Raw genomic sequence first — 17,872 nt, 5'->3', positions numbered from 1 at the left:
TTCAATCAAATTTCACACGCGGATCGACCCAGACATAGCACAGGTCGCTGATGAGCTTGGTGACCAGCCCAATCAAGGTGAAGAGGTAGAGCGAACCCAGCACCACCGGATAGTCGCGCCGGATCACGCTTTCATAGCTGAGCAGACCCAGCCCGTCGAGCGAAAACAGGGTTTCAATCAGCAGCGAACCCGCAAAGAACGCGCCGATGAATGCCGCCGGAAAGCCGGTGATGATGGGGATCAGCGCATTGCGAAACACGTGCTTGTACAGCACCTGCTTTTCGCTCAAGCCCTTGGCGCGGGCCGTCAGCACATATTGCTTGCGGATTTCTTCCAGAAAGGCGTTCTTGGTCAGCATGGCCGTCACCGCAAAGCTGCCCGCGACCATGGCCGTCACCGGCAGCGCGATGTGCCACAGGTAGTCCACCACCTTGCCCATCAGCGTCAACTCGTCCCAGTTGCCCGATGTCAGCCCGCGCAGCGGAAACCACTGCAGCTGACCGCCAAAAATCACCAGCAGCGCCACACCCAGCACAAAACCGGGAATCGCGTAGCCAATCAAAATCAACAGGGTGCTCACCAGGTCAAAGCGCGAGCCAGCGCGCACGGCCTTGGCCACACCCAGCGGCACGGCCACTAGGTAGCTGATGAAAAACGTCCACAGCCCCAGGCTGATGGAGACCGGCAGCTTTTCGGCAATCAGCGTCCACACCGGCTTGTTCTGGAAAAAGCTGGTGCCCAGGTCAAACCGGGCAAACTGGCCCAGCATCTGCCAAAAGCGCTCGGGGGCGGGCTTGTCAAAGCCGTACAGCGCCTTGATCTGCTCAATGCGCTGCGGGTCCACCCCTTGCGCACCGCGGTAGGCCATGCCACCTTCAGCGCCGGTGCCCATGCCCGCCTTGGCCTCGGCCAGGTACTGCTCCACCGGGCCACCGGGCACAAACTGGATCACCAAGAAAGTGAGCAGCAGCACGCCAAACAGCGTGGGAACCATCAATAAAACACGTTTGAGGATATAGGCCAGCATGGCTTACGGCGCCTTCTCAGAAAGGACGGCAGGCGCAGTGTCCGCCGTCAGCGGCGGCACGCGGGCCCACCAGGTGTCCATCACCCAACCTTCACCGCTGGAGTACGGCGGGATCACCGCCGGGTGCGCTAGGCGCCACTGGTTATAGGCCATGCGGTGCGTGTTGGCCGACCACTGGGGAATCAGATAGTGCCCGTGGGCAATGGCGCGCTCCAGCGCATGGCAGGCGGGCAGCAGCTGCGCCTCGGACTTGGCAGACACCATGGCCTTGATGAAGGCGTCCACCGCAGGGCTTTGCACCCCGGGGAAGTTGCCTGAGTCTTCCTGCTCAGCCGCAGCACTGCCAAACAGATCGGCAAACTCCTGACCGGGGTTGTTCGTGCCCTGGTAGGCGATGGAAGTGATGTCAAAGTCAAATTTCTGCAGGCGCTGCTGGTAGAGCGCAAAGTCCACCGCCCGGAAGTTCAGCTGCACCCCCAGCTTTTGCAGGTTGCGCTGCCAGGGGGCCACAGTGCGCTGACCACCATCGCCACTGTCCAAATACTCCAGCACCATGGCCTGGCCGTCGCTGTTGCGCAGCACACCGCCCTGCACGGTCCAACCGGCAGCAGCCAGCAGGCCCTGGGCCTTGCGCAGATTGGCGCGCAGGCTGCTGTCACCATCGGTGCGCGGCGGGATGGCCATGGGGCCCAAAGCCGCCGGTGGCAGCACATCGCCCCAAGGCTGCATCAGCGCCAGCTCTGCCGCGCTGGGCATGCCTGTGGTCTGGCAGGCCGTGTTGCCAAAAATGCCCTGCACGCGCTGGTAGGCGCTGTAGAACATCTGGCGGTTCATCCATTCATAGTCCACCGCCAGGCCCAGCGCTTCGCGCACCCGCACATCGCGCAGGAAAGGCCGCCGGGTGTTGAGCACATAGCTTTGAAAGCCCGTGGGCAGGGTGTGTGCAAACTCGCCCTTGACCAACTCGCCCGTGCGGAACTTGCGCCCGTCGACGCGGCGCGCCCAGTCTCCCGCGCTGAAAAAACGCATCAGATCGAACTCGCCCGCCTTCAAAGCTTCCAGCTTGGCGGTGTTGTCCTTGTAAATTTTGACGCTGATGCGATCGAAATTGGCCGTGCCACGGCGCACCGGCAAGTCTTTCGCCCAGTAATGCGCATCGCGCACATAAACGATGTCTTTGCCAAAGCTCACCGGGCCCATCTTGTAGGGCCCGCTGCCCACCGGGATGTCCATGACCACCTCGTTGAACGGCTTGCCCGCCCCCCAGGTGCGGCTGAAGATCGGTAGCCCCCCCACGGTCAGCGGCAGCTCGCGGTTGGCGGCCTTAAAGCGAAAGCGCACCGTGCGAGCATCCAGCACTTCGCAGGCCTGCACCTCGGCCAACATGGTCTTGTAGCCCGGTGAGGTGTGCGGACCGACCAGGGTGTCAAAACTGTGCTTGACGTCCTGGGCCCGCACTGGGCTGCCATCATGGAAACGGGCATTGCCGCGCAGCCGGAAGGTGGCAGACAGGCCATCGGCAGCCACGCTGACGTCTTCCGCCAGCAAGCCATAACCCGTTGCGGTTTCGTCCATGCTGCCGGTCAGCAAGGTGTCGAACATCAGATTGGACAGATACGCAGGCGCCGTGCCCTTGATCGTGAATGGGTTGTATTTGTCAAACGTCGAGTTGCGCAGGTTGCTGACCAAGCGCAGCTCCCCGCCCTTGGGGGCCTGGGGGTTCACATACCCAAAGTGCGCAAAGTCTTGCGCGTACTTCGGCTGGCCCCATAAAGCATAGGCATGGTCAGCCCAAGTCGGGGCAACCGTAGTGGCTCCTGCGAGCAAGAAACAAAACTTCCAAAAGCGCATGCGACAATTCTGCACCACAGCGGCCCGCCGCCCCGCGGTTTTTTGCAGCATGCAAAACCGGACGGCCGGCCATCACTGAATTTCCTCAAGGAGAAGAACAATGGGTTTTCTGACCGGCAAGAAGCTGCTGATCACGGGCGTGCTGTCCAATCGCTCCATCGCCTACGGCATTGCCAAGGCCTGCCACGAGCAAGGCGCCGAGCTGGCGTTCAGCTATGTGGGTGAGCGCTTCAAGGACCGCATCACCGAATTTGCAGCGGAATTCAATTCCACCATGATTTTTGACTGCGACGTGGCTGATGACGCGCAGATTGAAGCCATGTTCAAGGGCCTGGGCGACGCCTGGGGCACTTTCGACGGCTTTGTGCACTCCATCGGTTTTGCGCCACGCGAAGCGATTGCCGGCAACTTCCTGGATGGCCTGAGCCGCGAATCCTTCAAGATCGCGCACGACATCAGCGCCTACAGCTTCCCCGCCATGGCCAAGGCTGCACTGCCCTACCTGAACGACAAGTCTTCGCTGCTGACCCTGTCGTACTTGGGTGCGCTGCGCTCCATCCCAAACTACAACACCATGGGTCTGGCCAAGGCCTCGCTGGAAGCTTCCGTGCGCTACCTGGCTGAAGCCGTGGGTCGCACTGAAGATGGCCGTGCCATCCGCGCCAACGGCATTTCTGCTGGCCCCATCAAGACCTTGGCCGCTTCCGGCATCAAGGACTTCGGCAAACTGCTGGGCCGTGTGGCTGATGCATCCCCCCTGCGCCGCAACGTGACCATCGAAGACGTGGGCAATGTCGCCGCCTTCCTGATGTCCGATCTGGCGTCGGGTGTGACCGCCGAGATCACCTATGTGGACGGCGGCTTCAGCCAGACAGCAGGTCTGTCGGCCGATCAGGTCTAAGTCACCGCACAACAACACCCCAAAAGCCCTGCAGGCACACCAGCCTGCAGGGCTTTTTGCGTCGACATGCATGGAAACGACGCCATTCACGCCAAACACACGCACAAAAAAACCTGGATTCTCCTATATTTATCTGCATCAAATAAACGAGAATAATTCTTATTCATTAACATTCAGCCATTGACTGACACCACAGTATTGCTGCTGCCATCACGCTGTGTTCACCCTCTCGACTGCATCCATGAAAAAAACTGCTGCATCTGATGTCCACCCACCTTCGCTGCTAGGAATCCCTGGCGCCAAGCACAGCCTGCGCCTGTGGATTGGATTCGCCATCTCGATGGTGGGCATCTGGGCCCTGTTCAGCCAGTTCTGGACCTACGCCCAGCAGCAACCTGTGGTGCTGCAAGCCTTGGGCGGGGGCATGGTGGCGGCTTTTGCCACCGCGCTGGGCACATTGCCCGTCATGTTCTCGCAGAGCATGAGCGAGCGCACGCAGGACACGTTGTTCGGCTTCGGCGCCGGGGTGATGCTGGCGGCCTGCGCTTTTTCGCTCATCCTGCCGGGTATGGAAGCTGTGCGCGTCCAAGGTATCTTTGGCGGCTCCGACGGCGCGGCAGCCGGTATCCTGGGCTCTGCCATCTTGCTGGGAGCGGCGGCCATGCTGCTGATGGACCGCTTGCTGCCCCACGAACACTTCATCAAAGGCCGCGAAGGCATGGGCATCGATGCCGCACGCCGCCTGCAGCGCACCTGGCTGTTTGTGTTTGCCATCACCCTGCACAACCTGCCCGAGGGCCTGGCCATTGGCGTGGGCTATGCCAGTGGTGGCATGGCCGGCAATGCACTGGCCACGGGCATTGCGATCCAAGACGTTCCGGAGGGGCTGGTGGTCTCCATGGCCTTGATGGGTGCGGGCTACAGCCGCAAGCTGTCGGTGCTGCTGGGCATGCTCAGCGGTCTGGTCGAGCCAGTGGGCGCAGTGATCGGCGCTGCCATTGTCAGCACTTCCGCAGCCATCCTGCCCTGGGGTCTGGGTTTTGCCGCAGGCGCGATGCTGTTTGTGATCAGCCACGAAATCATTCCCGAATCGCACCGCAAAGGTCACGAAACCTTCGCGACCGGCGGCCTGATGCTGGGTTTTGTGCTGATGATGATCATGGATACCGCCTTGTAAGGCGAGGTACGACGCCAGACTCAGACTTTCCGTACGCACCATCCAGCCCCTGCACCGTCATAGTTTCTTGGAACTTTCAACCTGTAAGGAGATGCCATGCGCCACCGTCTTACCCTGCTGACCACCTTGCTGGGAGCCGCCGTTCTGACCGGCTGCGCCAGCTACTACGCCGAAAACAACGCCGTGGCCGAGTTAAAGCCGACCAGCGGCAGCACAGTCACCGGCAAAGTCTTATTCAGCCAGCACATGCACGGCATGGTGAAGGTCTCGGGCCAGGTCAGTGGGCTCAAGCCCAACTCTGAACACGGTTTTCACATCCATGAAAATGGCGACTGCAGCAGTGCCGACGGCAGCAGCGCGGGCGGCCACTACAACCCTGGCAGCCAGCCCCACGGCCAGCATGACAAGGGCCCACACCACGTAGGCGACCTGCCCACCCTGCGGGCCAACGCCCACGGCATGGCTGTGGTGCATTTCGAGACGGCAAGCATCAGCCTGGGCAACGGCAACAACAATGTGCTGGGCCGCAGCCTGATCGTGCACGCCGACCCCGATGATTACCAAAGCCAGCCCAGCGGCAACGCCGGTGCGCGCCTGGCCTGTGCAGTGCTCCAGCGCCCATAAACTTTGAGTATTTAAGGCTTCCAGCGCTTGATACATCAGGGCTGGAAGCTATGTTTTTTATTTATTTTCTGTCTTTTACCGCCGTCAAGCCCAATCCCCTGTCTGCAACCCCGGCTTGAAACCCCATCGACGGCCCAAAGGCAAGCTCGCACAATCGGTGGCATTCCAGCTTCCCGCGTTTTTTGTGCAATCTGAAAAATCATCGTTGGCAGCCCTCACGCTGGGCGCCCTGGGTGTGGTCTATGGCGATATAGGCACCAGCGTGCTGTATGCGCTCAAGGAAGTCTTCAACTCCGGCCACGTCACACTCACCACCCCACACATCTACGGCGTGCTCTCCCTGGTCGTGTGGACGGTGACCGTCATTGTCTCCATCAAGTACGTCACTCTGGTGCTGCGCGCCGACAACCGCGGCGAAGGCGGGCTGGTTGCCATGCTGGCCCTGGCGGCCCATGCGGTCGAAGGCCACCCGCAACTGCGCCGCTGGCTGATGGCCATTGGTATTTTTGGTACCTGCCTGTTCTACGGCGATGGGGTGATTACGCCCGCAATCTCCGTGCTCTCTGCCGTGGAAGGCCTGGCCGTGCTCTCCCCCCAGCTGTCCTCGGCGGTGGTGCCGCTGACTCTGGGGATTTTGCTGGTGCTGTTTGCCGTGCAAAAACGCGGCACGGCGGGCATTGGGCGCTGGTTTGGCCCCATCATGCTGCTGTGGTTCATCAGCCTAGCAACGCTGGGCATGTGGCACATTGCCCAGCAGCCTGGCATTTTGTGGGCGCTCAGCCCCCACTACGCCCTCCTTTTCATCGCGCAAGAGCCCGGTGTGGCTTTTTTGCTGCTCGGCGCCGTCGTGCTGTGTGTGACCGGCGGCGAGGCGCTGTACGCCGACCTGGGCCACTTTGGCAAGCGGCCCATCCGCCACGCCTGGTTTGGGGTGGCTATGCCAGCGCTGCTGATCAACTACCTGGGCCAGGGTGCCTTGCTGCTGCAGCAGCCTGATGCAGTCAGCAACCCTTTCTTTGCCATGGCGCCGCGTTCCATGCTGCTGCCCATGGTGATACTGGCCACAGCTGCTACGGTCATCGCCTCGCAAGCGCTGATTACCGGGGCATTCAGCGTCACCAAACAGGTGATTCAGCTGGGCTATCTGCCCCGGCTGCAGGTGCTGCACACCAGTGAAACCGACACCGGGCAAATCTACCTGCCCCTGGTGAACTGGGGTCTGTGCGCGGGCATTGCGCTGGCTGTCATCTTCTTTCAGTCGTCGGGCGCACTGGCCGCGGCCTACGGGATTGCCGTCACGCTGGACATGCTGATCACCACCGTGCTGACTTTCTTTGTCGTGCGCTGGGGCTGGAAGTACCCCTTGCTGCCCGTGGCGGCCGCCACCTTGTTCTTTCTGGCCGTTGACGTGAGCTTTTTTGCCTCCAACGTACTGAAGCTGGCCGACGGTGGCTGGTTCCCCCTGGCCATTGGGGGCGCCATGTTTGTGCTGATGCGCACCTGGCACAAAGGGCGTGAGTTGGTGCTCAGCGCCATGCAGCCACACGCATTGCCGCTGGGCGAGTTTCTGGACATGCTGCGCCACGACCACGTCACCCGCGTGGAAGGCACCGCCGTGTTCCTGTCTTCTCAGGTGGGTACGGTACCCAGCGCCCTGCTGCACAACCTCAAGCACAACAAGGTGCTGCACGCGCGCAATGTTTTTGTGACGGTGCGCAACCATGAGCTGGCCCACATTCCCCCAGCCCACCGCGCCACTGCGCACGATTTAGGCCATGACTGCTGGCAGGTCGTGCTGCACTTTGGCTTCAAGGACGACCCCCATGTGCCCAACGCGCTCACCGTGCTGTCACTCGATGGTGCATTGCCCAGCGCCTCGGTCATGGAAACCAGCTATTTCCTGTCGCGCGACATCATCGTCGCGCAGCATGGCCACGGCATGGCGCTGTGGCGCGAAAAGCTGTTTGCCCAGATGTACCGCAACGCCAGCTCTGCAGCCGATTTTCTGCACCTGCCCAACCGCAACGTGGTGGAACTGGGCAGCCAGATCGTGATTTAGCCCGCCAAGGCCCCGCGATATAGCCACAGGTGCGGGGCCCTGGTTCCTGCATCCTGCCTGCCAATTTCAATCAAAAGCGGCTAAGACCAAGTCAACACAAGCGCTAGAAGCTATGGTTTTATTCACACCAAGCGGGCAGCGCATGCCTTGGATTGTTACCGTTGCACACAGGTGTCACCGCCCAGCGCCAACCGTTGCTATGCTGCAGCACGCTCTGCCGTCCCTGGAGAAACCATGCCCCATGACACGCACACCGGTGTGACCGAAGCCTTTCGCCACGGCATCACCCGCCAATTTCTCGAAACCTATGTCGATGAAATGTATGTGCACGATGACCTGGGGCGCTTTGTCGACGTCAACCAGACCGCCTGCGACAACCTAGGCTACACCCGGCAGGAGTTGCTGGATATGCACGTGGACCAGATCTCCGAGCTGGACCGCGCGGTGCTCGAGCAGATCTGGGCCCGCCAGGAGCCTGGCAGCAATGTGATGTCGGCCAACCAGCACCGCCGCAAGGACGGCAGCTACTACCAGCTGGATGTGCACATCACCTGTCTGGCCATTGACGGGAGCAAATACTTCATGGGCCTAGGCCGACGCGCCGAGCAGCGGCACACCACGGAAGCTCAGATTCTGCAGCTCAACGCCCAGCTCGAGGCGCTGGTGCAAGAGCGCACCCGCCAGTGGCGCGAGAGCACACGCATGCTGGATGCATTCATGGAGCAGACCCCGGACGGGGTGTTCATCAAAGACCGCGCGGGTCGTTACCAGTACGTCAACCCAGCACTGCTGCAGCGCTCCGGCCGCACCCTGAGCGAGGTCCTGGGCCGCACCGATGCCGAAATTTTCCCGGACAGCATCGCCCAGCAATATGCCGATGCCGACCACGAAGTCATGCAGGCCGACAAGCCCGTGCTGTATGAAGAGCGCTTGCCTGTTGGCGCCAGCACGCTGGTATTCAACGTCATGAAAATGCCCTACCGCGATGCACAAGGGGAAATTCAAGGCCTGCTGGGCATGACCCGCGACATCACCGAGATGCGCCTGGCCCAGGAGCAGATGGCCCACAACTACGCCATGCTGTGCCAGGCCGAGCGTGTGGCCAAAATCGGCAGCTGGACGCTGGACCTGGCGAGCAACACATTCAGCGCCTCGGAAATGCTCACCGAGATGAACGGCCTGCAGCCCGACGATCCACCGCTGACCCCGCAGTCGCTGGCAGCCATGATCCCGCCGGAGGAGCATGCCGCGCTCAGCGCCGCCATTGGCAAATGCATTCAGGACGGCACCCCCTACACGGTGGACGTGCAGCACCGTCGCCCGGGCGGCGGGCACTTCCCGGCACGCATCCGGGGCCAGGCCTTCCGCGATGCCGCGGGCCATATCACCATGCTGCACGGCACGCTGCAAGACCTCAGCGAATCGGTAGAGGCTGAGCAGCGCCTGCAAAATCTGGCCGACAACCTGCCCAATGGCGCCATTTTTCGCTGCGAGCAAACGCCGGATCACAAGCTCTATCTGCGCTATGTCAGTGCCGGCATACAGCGTTTGCTGGGTATCTCAGCGACCACATTTGTGGCCCAGCAAACCACCTTCACCACACGCATTTTTGAGCAGGACAAGCCCGCTTTTGTGGATGCCGTGCTGCACAGCCTGCGGCACCACACCCCGTTTGACCTGGTTAGCCGTGTCTATAACAGCCAGAACCAGCTGCGCTGGATGCGTGCCCGTGCGGTGCCCCGCGCCTCGCACCAGGGCGTGCTGTGGGAAGGCATTTTGCTGGACATCACGGCGGAATACGAAGTGCAGGAGAGCCTTCGCCAGGCCAAAGAAGCGGCCGAGGCCGCAGAGCGCACCAAGTCCGAGTTTCTGGCCACGATGAGCCACGAAATTCGCACCCCCATGAATACCGTCATCGGCATGACGCAGTTGCTGCTGCAAACGCCCGTGACCGCCAAGCAGCGCAACTATCTGGAGAAAGTTGCGCTGTCCACCAGCGCGCTGCTCAAAATCATCAACGAAATTCTGGACTTCTCCAAGCTCGAAGCCGAGATGCTGCACCTGGCACCCGAGCCCTTCCTGCTGGACGATCTGCTGGATGCCATCTCCAGCGTGACAGGGCTGCAGGCCGAGCAAAAAGGGGTGGAAATGGTCTACCACATCGCGCCCTCTGTGCCCCGGCAGATGGTCGGTGATGTACAGCGCTTGAGCCAGGTGCTCACCAACTTGGTGGGCAATGCCGTCAAGTTCACGGAGCGCGGTGAAGTGGTCATTCGCATGCATGCCCAGCCTTTGCCCCACGACGCGCAGCGCTGCATCTTGCATGTCTCGGTCCAGGACACCGGCATCGGCATCCGTCCCGAGCACATGGCACAGCTCTTTGAGCCTTTCACGCAGGCGGAGGCCCACACCAGCCGCCGCTTTGGGGGCACCGGGCTGGGTCTGGCCATCAGCCACAAACTGGTGCAGCTGATGGGCGGGCAAATTCAAGTACAAAGCCAGCCTGGGCAAGGCAGCTGCTTTAGCTTTGACGTACAGCTGCAGGGCCAGGCCGATGCCTTGCCCTACCGCGGCTTTACGGGCGCTTCCTACCGCGTGCTGGTGGTCGACGACAACCTCATGGCCCGCGACACCCTCTCCAGCATGGTGCGCGGCTTTGGGCTGGAGTGCGAAGTGGCCGCCAGCGGCGCCGAGGCGCTGGAGCACCTGCAAGCTGCCAGCCACCACCAGCGCCCCTTCCAGCTCGTGCTGCTGGACTGGCAAATGCCCGAGATGGACGGCTTGCAAGTGGCTGAACACATCCGCCAGAGCACACAGCTGTCACACACCCCTGCCATGCTCATGGTGACGGCCTACTGCCGCGATGAAGTCATGGAACGCGTGTCACAGCTGGCACTGCAGGGCTTGCTGATCAAGCCCATCACCGAGTCGATGCTGTTCAACAGCATGCAAGAAGCGCTGCAGCCCCAAGCGCTGCATGGCCTGAATCTGCACGACCTGACACACCCGAGCACGCTGCAGATCCCCAGCGCTCTCCACGGCCGCCGCGTACTTGTCGTCGATGACAACGCCCTGAACCGGGAAGTGGCCCAAGACATTCTGGAGCTGGCCGGCGTACAGGTCACCACCGCCCACAGTGGCCCCCAAGCCTTGAATTTATTGCATGAGCACCACTTTGATGCTGTCTTGCTGGACGTACAAATGCCCGAGATGGACGGGCTGGAAGTGGCACGCCGCATTCGCCAGAACCCACACTGGGACGCCCTGCCTCTGTGGGCGCTGACGGCCCAGACACGCTTGCAGGATCGCCAGGCTGTCCTCCGCAGCGGCATGGACGGGCAGCTGACCAAGCCTATCAACGCCCAGGCGCTGCTTCAGACGCTCGAACAAGCACTGGCGCCACTGCCGCCTGTGGCCTCCGTGCCTGCTGCCCCCCCGCAAGATGTGCGTGCCAGCGGGTTTGCACGCCACTTTCAGGGCCATACCGAGCGCATGCAGCGCCTGCTGCGAGCTTTCATCCGCGACTTCGCCCAGGCCCCAGCACAGCTGCAGTCGCTGTACAGCGCGCAAAACTGGGCAGCTCTGGGCATGCTGGCCCACACCCTCAAAGGCTCATTGGGCTACCTGGATCAGGCGCAAGCCGTGCAGACCATGGAAACCCTGGAATGGGCCAGCGAACAAGCCCAAGCGGATGCCGCGCTGGTAGAACGCGCCAGCACCGAGCTGCAGGAGGTGCTGCAAGAAGTGCAGCGCGCGCTGGTGCCGCAAGAGACCACGCCCGTGCCTTCTGCCGCCTCGCTGGATGTGCAGCAACTCCTCCATCTGATTGCACAGACTTTGCCCGCTATCCGACGCGGTGAGTACGCAGGCATACGTAAGCTCGAGCAAGTGGAAACCGCGCTGCGTGGCTCTTTGTTGCATAGCCTGGCTGCGCGTGCCCTGGCGCTGACTGAAGACCTGGAAGCCGATGCTGCCTGCGACTGCCTGCAACAACTGCAGCAAGCGCTGCGCAGCAACGGCGCCTGAACTGACCGCACTCTTGACCCTTGTACATGCTCGCTCTACACACCACTGCCCCGCAGGATGCGGTTTCCGTCTTGATCGTTGATGATGAGCGTCTTAATCGTGCCACACTAGCCGAGCTGCTTCAGCCGCACTACCAGGTGCTTCTGGCCAAGAACGGCAGCACCGCCCTGGAGATCGCGCGCCATGAAAGCCAGCACCTGGCCCTACTCTTGCTGGATGTGAGCATGCCCGGGCTCAATGGCTATGAAGTGCTGCAACAGCTGCGGGCCAACCCCGACACCGCGCATATCCCGGTCATCTTCATCACTGGCCAAAGCGATGAAGCGGCGGAGGAATACGGCCTGCGCCTGGGGGCCGCCGATTACGTCTCCAAACCCATCCGCCCTGCCGTTTTGCAGGCGCGCGTCAAAAACCAGGTGGATCTGTTTCTGCAAAAACGCGAGTTGCAGCGCCTGGCCTGGGCCGATGGACTCACCGGCCTGGCCAACCGCAGGCATTTCGACAATGCCTTGCAACTGGCCATACGCCGCAGCCAGCGCTCGGGTGAATACTTGGGACTGGCCCTGATCGATATCGACCATTTCAAGCCTTACAACGACCACTACGGCCATATGCAAGGCGATGACGCCCTGCGCACGGTGGCCCAGACCATGCAGCTGCATGCCCAGCGCGCGGGGGATCTGGCTGCACGCTACGGCGGCGAAGAGTTCGCCTTCATCAGCCTGGGCCAAAAAGATGCCTTGCCGCGGCTGGTGGAAAACTTTCGGCAAGCCATCGAAAACCTCGGTATGGAACACGCCTGTGTCCCTGCGGGGCAGCTGACTGTCAGTGCCGGGGTCATGGTGTACAGCCCCAGCCAGGTGCCAGAGACCGCGCAACTGCTGTCCCAGACCGACCAGCTGCTCTACCAAGCCAAAGCCGAAGGACGCAACCGGGTGACGCAGCGCACGCTGGAGTAGCCCACAGCAAGCAGGCTTCAGACCTGCGGCATTGGCTCCCCTGCTACCCTTTGGTGCAATATGGCTGCCACACGCGGGCTTTTTGGCAGCCCAAGGAGGGAGGTTTCATGTTCACCACCATCTGCAGGCGCTGCCGCCTGCTCGCCGTGCTGCTGGCGGCGGTTCTCAATGTCAGCCCAGCCCTCCATGCCGCCGAACCCGCCCCGGGTTTAACGCTGGCCAACACCTATCGCGCCGACCTGGACCTGCACGCCTATTGGGTGAGCGAAAAATACGACGGCATTCGCGCCCACTGGGATGGGCAGCAGTTGCGCAGCCGCCAGGGCCTGGTCATTGATGCACCACCCTGGTTTACGCAGACCTGGCCTGCGCAGGCGCTGGATGGCGAGCTGTGGGCCGGACGCGGCCAGTTCGCCGCTGTGCAGGCCACGGTGGCGCAAGGTGCCAAGGATGAAGCAGGTTGGCGCCGACTGCGCTACATGGTGTTTGATGCGCCACAGCATCCTGGGCTGTTTGCCCAGCGCCAGCAAGCCTTGCAAGCGCTGGTTGCCCGCGTGCAGCAGCCATGGCTGCAGGCCGTGCCGCAGTGGCAAGTGGCCAACCATGCGGCCTTGATGCGGCAGCTGCGCAGCCTCAGCCAGGACGGCGCCGAAGGCCTGATGCTGCGCCGCGCAGACAGCCCGTACCGTGCAGGCCGCAGTGATGATTTGATCAAGCTGAAACTGGCCGACGATGCCGAAGCCGTGGTGGTCCAACACCTGCCCGGTCAAGGCAAATACCTGGGCATGACCGGCGCGCTGCTGGTGGAGATGCCCAGCGGCCAGCGCTTCAAGATTGGCAGCGGCCTGAGCGATGTCGACCGCGCCCATCCACCTGCCATTGGCAGCACCATCACCTACCGCTACAACGGCACGCACCCCAGCGGGCTGCCGCGCTTTGCACGTTACTGGCGGGTGCGCGAACCCGCTGCGCCATAAAAAAAGAGAGCTTCCAGCGCTCTCATCTCCTTGATTTCAGACGGTTTCACACCTGAAATGCAATAAAGACAAGCGCTAGTCGCTCTCTTTTTATACAGCATTACCCACCCACGGTAGGCGCTGCCGTCTTGGCGCCGTTTACGCCTTCTTCTTGACTGCGGCCTTGGCCGGTGCCTTTTTCACGGCGGGTTTGGCCGCAGGCTTGGCCTTGGCAGCAGCAGCGCGTGGCTGGACCACGGCCTTGGGCTTGGCTTCCACTACGCAGTCTGCGTAGTAGCGAACTTTGCCGCTCTCGTCCTCGATCTCCACCAGACCATGGATATCGGTCTCAAAGCCCGGGCACTCCTTGGCAAATTCACGCGCAAACAGCAGATAGTCCACGATCTTCTTGTTGAAGACTTCGCCGGGAATCAAGAGCGGGATGCCTGGTGGGTACGGTGTGACCAGACCCACGGTGGTGCGGCCCACCAAGTGGTCGATCTCCACACGCTCGGTCTTGCGCTGGGCAATGTGGGCGTAGGCGTCTGAAGGCTTCATGGCAGGCTGCAGGTCCGACAGGTACATCTCCGTGGTCAAACGGGCGATGTCGTACTTGGCGTACAGCTCGTGCACGTGCTGGCACAGGTCCTTCAGGCCCATGCGCTCGTAACGGCGGTGCTGCTGCACAAACTCGGGCAGGATGCGCGTCAGCGGCTGGTTGCGGTCGTAGTCGTCCTTGAACTGCTGCAGCGCCGTCAGCATGGTGTTCCAGCGGCCCTTGGTGATGCCGATGGTGAACATGATGAAGAACGAGTACAAGCCCGTCTTCTCCACCACCACGCCGTGCTCGGCGAGGTACTTGGTCACGATAGACGCGGGAATGCCGGTATCGGCAAAGTCGCCATCCAGATCCAAGCCCGGTGTCACGATGGTGGACTTGATCGGGTCCAGCATGTTGAAGCCATCAGCCAGATCGCCAAAGCCGTGCCAGTTGTCGAACTCTTTGCCGTTCTTCTTCTTGGACTTGACCTTGGGGGCAGCGTCTTTGCCACGGATGACCCAGTCATCTGCACGGCCCACGCCTTCTTCGGCCAGCTTTTCGGGGCCCCAGACCTGGAACCACCAGTCGTCGTCACCAAACTCATCGTCCACCTTGCGCATGGCGCGGCGGAAGTTCAGCGCTTCCAGAATCGACTCTTCCACCAGCGCCGTGCCTCCGGGCGGCTCCATCATGGCCGCCGCCACGTCGCAGCTGGCAATGATGGAGTACTGGGGGCTGGTCGAGGTGTGCATCAGGTACGCCTCGTTGAACAGGTGGTGATCCAGCTTCTCGTTTTGCGAGTCCTGCACCAGCACATGCGAAGCCTGGCTGATACCGGCCAGCAGCTTGTGGATGGACTGGGTGGCGTACACCACCGACTCTTTTGGACGAATGCGCTTCTTGCCCATGGCGTGGTAGGTGCCATAGAAGGGATGGAAGGCCGCGTGCGGCAACCATGCCTCATCAAAGTGCAGGTTGGCCACGTAGCCGTCCAGCATGGTCTTGATGGTTTCGGTGTTGTAGAGCACGCCGTCATAGGTGGACTGCGTCAGCGTCAGCACGCGGGGCTTGACGGTCTTGGCATTCACGCCCTTGAGCAAGGGGTTGGCAGCAATCTTGGACTGGATGGATTCCACGCTGAATTCGCTTTGCGGAATCGGGCCAATGATGCCGAAGTGATTGCGCGTGGGCTTCAAGAACACCGGAATCGCACCCGTCATGATGATGGAGTGCAGGATGGACTTGTGGCAGTTGCGGTCCACTACCACCACATCACCCGGCGCCACGGTGTGGTGCCAGACAATCTTGTTGGAGGTCGACGTGCCGTTGGTCACAAAGTAGCAATGGTCGGCATTGAAGATGCGCGCGGCATTGCGCTCGGACTCGCCGATGGCGCCGTTGTGGTCCAGCAGCTGGCCCAGCTCTTCCACCGCATTGCACACGTCGGCGCGCAGCATGTTTTCACCATAGAACTGGTGGTACATCTGGCCCACAGGCGTCTTCAGGAAAGCCACGCCACCCGAGTGACCGGGGCAGTGCCAGCTGTATGAGCCGTCTTCCGCATAGTCCAGCAGCGCCTTGAAAAATGGGGGCTGCACGCTTTCCAGATACGCCTTGGCTTCGCGAATGATGTGCTTGGCCACAAATTCGGGGGTGTCCTCGAACATGTGAATGAAGCCGTGCAGCTCGCGCAGAATGTCGTTGGGCAGGTGACGGCTGGTTTTAGTCTCACCATAGATGTAGATCGGCACCTCTTCATTCTTGCGCCGCACTTCACCGATGAAGCTGCGCAAGCTGTGAATGATAGGGTCATCGTTGTCGCCCGTCAGCTCTTCGTCGTCGATCGACAAAATAAAGGCGCTGGCGCGACTTTGCTGCTGCGCAAACTGGCTGAGGTCACCATAGCTGGTGACGCCCAGTACCTCAAAACCTTCAGTCTCAATCGCCTGGGCCAAGGCACGAATGCCCAAACCCGACGTATTGTCGGAACGGTAATCCTCGTCGATGATGACGATGGGAAAACGGAATTTCATGCGCAACCCTTTGTAATCGGGATCAAAAAAGTCAGATAGCCGCGCAGTGTAAGTAATATCGTGCGCTATCCTGCAAATTACAGCCGCTTTTCCTCAATTTACAGGCTGTTTCACAGCACTGCAGTACACAAAACATAGGGAGTTGAGACATGGAGGCAAGTACCTGGTGGTGGATTCTGACGGGAATCACCATTGCAGCCGAATTACTGACGGGCGGCATTTACCTGCTGATGATCGCCTTGGGACTGGCTTGCGGCGCCATTGCCGCCCATTTGGGTCTGGATACCCCCTGGCAGATTGGCGCCTCGGCCTTAGTGGGGGTGCTGGCCGTACTGGTGTGCCGCCGCTTGCGCGGTCGCCGTATGCCTGAGCTGCCCGCCAGCGCCAACCCTGATCTCAATCTGGATATTGGCGAGACACTGCATGTGCCGGAATGGAATGCCGACGGCACTGCACGCATCCCCTATCGCGGCAGCCAATGGACGGTGGTATTGCGCCCCGGCAGCATGCCCGCTGCGGGCCTGTACCGCGTGATTGAAGTCCAAGCCAACCGCCTGATCGTGGACAAGGCCTAAATCCCGCTTTCGTTTTCTTCTCTAGCTCTTAAAGGTTTAGACCATGGAAATTGCCATCGTCGCGTTTGTTATTGCGGCCATCTTCATCAGTATGTCCGTCAAGATCGTTCCCCAGCAGCACGCCTGGATCAAGGAGCGCTTCGGCAAGTACGCAGACACGCTCAGCCCAGGCCTGCGCATCATCATTCCTTTTATTGAAAAGGTGGCCTACAAGCACAGCCTGAAAGAAATTCCACTGGATGTACCCAGCCAAGTCTGTATTACGCGTGACAACACGCAGTTGCAAGTGGACGGCATCCTGTACTTTCAGGTGACCGACCCCATGCGCGCCAGCTACGGCTCATCCAACTACATCATGGCCGTCACGCAACTGGCGCAGACCTCGCTGCGCAGCGTGATCGGTAAGCTGGAGCTGGACAAAACCTTTGAAGAACGCGACATGATCAACGCGCAGGTGGTTAATGCGATTGACGAAGCCGCTTTGAACTGGGGCGTGAAGGTCTTGCGCTACGAAATCAAGGACTTGACCCCTCCCGCTGAAATCCTGCGCGCCATGCAGGCCCAGATCACGGCCGAGCGCGAAAAGCGTGCGCTGATTGCAGCCTCCGAAGGCCGCCGCCAGGAACAAATCAATATCGCGACCGGTGAACGCGAAGCCTTTATTGCCCGCTCCGAAGGCGAAAAGCAGGCGGCCATCAACAAGGCCCAGGGCGAGGCAGCCGCCATCACCACCGTGGCTGAAGCCACAGCCCAGGCGCTGGAGCGTGTGGCCCAGGCCATCCAGCAGCCGGGCGGTGCGCAAGCTGTCCAGCTGAAAGTGGCAGAGAGTGCCGTCGATGCCTATAGCAAAGTTGCCAAGGATGCCAACACGACCCTTATCGTGCCCAGCAATATCTCGGAAGTCTCTGGCCTGATTGCCTCCGCCATGCGGGTGGTGCAGCAAGGCAGCAAATCCAGTTAAGCCCAAGTGAGCAATGCCTCTCCAGCTGCGTGTTTGGGAAGGCAAAAAAAAGAGAGCGAATGGCCCAACAGGTCCATTCGCTCTCTTTTTTGAGAGGCATTCACCGAGCCAATACAAGCCCCAAATCCACCAGCAACATCTGCCCCAGGTCTTCCACACGTGCACTTTGGGTCATCAATGTT

The 17,872-nt window shown here is 61.0% G+C and carries 12 protein-coding genes; 9 read left to right on the top strand and 3 right to left on the bottom strand.

Features of this window, described 5'->3' with window-relative positions; all coding sequences use genetic code 11:
- Window position 1 precedes the first annotated feature (1 nt).
- Both AC27VO_RS10140 and AC27VO_RS10135 read right to left on the bottom strand, forming a co-directional pair.
- Window positions 2-1,027 (bottom strand): microcin C ABC transporter permease YejB, encoded by a 1,026-nt coding sequence (locus AC27VO_RS10140; RefSeq protein WP_488666587.1) that lies wholly within the window; start codon window positions 1,025-1,027, stop codon window positions 2-4.
- Between the two features lie 3 nt (window positions 1,028-1,030).
- Window positions 1,031-2,878: an extracellular solute-binding protein gene (locus AC27VO_RS10135; protein WP_488666586.1), complete on the bottom strand. Its 1,848-nt coding sequence runs from the start codon at window positions 2,876-2,878 to the stop codon at window positions 1,031-1,033.
- A 100-nt stretch (window positions 2,879-2,978) separates the two neighbouring features.
- Here AC27VO_RS10135 and fabI point away from each other — a divergent pair, with 100 nt between their 5' ends.
- The 7 genes from fabI to AC27VO_RS10100 all read left to right on the top strand — a co-directional run bounded on the left by fabI (window position 2,979) and on the right by AC27VO_RS10100 (window position 13,601).
- A complete protein-coding gene (gene fabI / locus AC27VO_RS10130; RefSeq protein ID WP_488666585.1) occupies window positions 2,979-3,779 on the top strand; it encodes an enoyl-ACP reductase FabI in 801 nt (266 codons plus the stop codon).
- Window positions 3,780-4,020: 241 nt separating this feature from the next.
- A complete protein-coding gene (locus AC27VO_RS10125) occupies window positions 4,021-4,956 on the top strand; it encodes a ZIP family metal transporter (RefSeq protein ID WP_488666584.1) in 936 nt (311 codons plus the stop codon).
- A gap of 96 nt (window positions 4,957-5,052) precedes the next feature.
- Entirely contained in the window at window positions 5,053-5,580 is a 528-nt protein-coding gene (locus AC27VO_RS10120) for a superoxide dismutase family protein (RefSeq protein ID WP_488666583.1), read from the top strand.
- Between the two features lie 184 nt (window positions 5,581-5,764).
- Window positions 5,765-7,639: a potassium transporter Kup gene (locus AC27VO_RS10115; protein ID WP_488666621.1), complete on the top strand. Its 1,875-nt coding sequence runs from the start codon at window positions 5,765-5,767 to the stop codon at window positions 7,637-7,639.
- 234 nt (window positions 7,640-7,873) lie between these two features.
- Window positions 7,874-11,665: a response regulator gene (locus AC27VO_RS10110; RefSeq protein WP_488666582.1), complete on the top strand. Its 3,792-nt coding sequence runs from the start codon at window positions 7,874-7,876 to the stop codon at window positions 11,663-11,665.
- Window positions 11,666-11,691: 26 nt separating this feature from the next.
- Window positions 11,692-12,624 (top strand): diguanylate cyclase, encoded by a 933-nt coding sequence (locus tag AC27VO_RS10105; RefSeq protein WP_488666581.1) that lies wholly within the window; start codon window positions 11,692-11,694, stop codon window positions 12,622-12,624.
- A 107-nt stretch (window positions 12,625-12,731) separates the two neighbouring features.
- Window positions 12,732-13,601 carry a DNA ligase gene (locus AC27VO_RS10100; protein WP_488666580.1) on the top strand — a complete coding sequence of 290 codons (870 nt, stop codon included), beginning with the start codon at window positions 12,732-12,734 and terminating at the stop codon, window positions 13,599-13,601.
- Window positions 13,602-13,739: 138 nt separating this feature from the next.
- Here AC27VO_RS10100 and AC27VO_RS10095 read toward each other — a convergent pair whose 3' ends face one another.
- Window positions 13,740-16,154 carry an Orn/Lys/Arg family decarboxylase gene (locus tag AC27VO_RS10095; RefSeq protein WP_488666579.1) on the bottom strand — a complete coding sequence of 805 codons (2,415 nt, stop codon included), beginning with the start codon at window positions 16,152-16,154 and terminating at the stop codon, window positions 13,740-13,742.
- Window positions 16,155-16,303: 149 nt separating this feature from the next.
- Here AC27VO_RS10095 and AC27VO_RS10090 point away from each other — a divergent pair, with 149 nt between their 5' ends.
- On the top strand, window positions 16,304-16,729 hold the full coding sequence (locus AC27VO_RS10090; RefSeq protein WP_488666578.1) for an NfeD family protein: 426 nt from the start codon (window positions 16,304-16,306) through the stop codon (window positions 16,727-16,729).
- 43 nt (window positions 16,730-16,772) lie between these two features.
- A complete protein-coding gene (locus AC27VO_RS10085) occupies window positions 16,773-17,690 on the top strand; it encodes an SPFH domain-containing protein (RefSeq protein ID WP_488666577.1) in 918 nt (305 codons plus the stop codon).
- Window positions 17,691-17,872 lie beyond the last annotated feature (182 nt).

The organism is Comamonas sp. 14P8.1.4 (genome assembly GCF_057799285.1).
This window is presented reverse-complemented; position numbering and strand designations above follow the sequence as displayed.